Source organism: Neisseria sp. P0009.S007 (assembly GCF_051962515.1).
On the sequence record NZ_JBQCVF010000609.1, the window covers coordinates 1 to 951 of the forward strand.

Here is a 951-nt window from a genome sequence, read left to right on the forward strand (position 1 = left end):
CCCTGCAATACGGTTTTCAGACGACCTTTGTTATTGGGTATTAATGATGTGAATGACCGATTTGGAAAGTCAAAGTAGTGTAGTTCGCCTGTTTTTGGCACACGCTTTGATCAGGGAAATCGGCTTTGTGTTCTACGCTGGCTTTCCAGAAACCTTGGCGCAATGGAATGATGCTGACTTCGCCTTTATCATCGGTGGTATCGGAGAAGACTTGGGCTTCGGTTTTATGGGTTTTGCTGCGGTCGCTGGTGTCGAAGCCGTCAAATGTGGCGGTAACGGTGGCGTTAGGCAGCGGCTCGCCATTGAAGAGGATACGGACTTTGAAGCGTTCGCCGACGTGGACGTTGGCAGGGTTGTCCAAAGGTACGATTTCCAAATGTTGGCCGACTTGTTTGGTGATGATGGCGGTATCTGCGCTTTCGTGGCCGACATTGATGATGTTTTTGCCGAACATACGGGTTTGCTCGCAATAGCTTGCATCAGGCATTTCTTTGATGCTTGCCTGCTTCCAGCCCGCGCTGTTTTTTGACCAGAAGGTCGGTTGGTATTCGGCGGTTACCAAGTAGCTGCCGTCTTTGACCGGCAGTTTGCTGCGGTATTGGTAATTGTATGTACCTTTTTGAATCATGTTTTCTTTGCCTTTTTCAGTCACTAGTTGCATGGGTTTGCTGAAAATGTGCAGGCGGTCTTTGGCGATGGGCTCAAGCTCCGGAAATTCACCATAGCCCAATTCGGCTTCAAGGTATTCGCCGCCATGTGTATGGGCGGTTTCAACCCAAACGCGATGGGCGTGGGCGGCAGTACTGAACAGAAAGGCAGATGCGATAAGCAAAGCAGTTTTTTTCAAGATTTCTCTCCGATTTTCGATGTGTAGAAAAGATAGAATAAAGCGTTCGTTATAATATAACAAAATTATTTAAATTTAAAGAGAGGCCGTCTGAAAACTTTCAG

At 47.4% G+C, this 951-nt stretch carries 1 protein-coding gene; it reads right to left on the reverse strand.

Annotated elements, in window-relative coordinates; genetic code table 11:
* Positions 1-40 precede the first annotated feature (40 nt).
* The gene (locus tag ACTHS3_RS15140; RefSeq protein WP_070608123.1) at positions 41-847 is read right to left on the reverse strand and encodes a DUF4198 domain-containing protein; all 807 of its coding nucleotides are present in this window, start codon (positions 845-847) and stop codon (positions 41-43) included.
* Positions 848-951 lie beyond the last annotated feature (104 nt).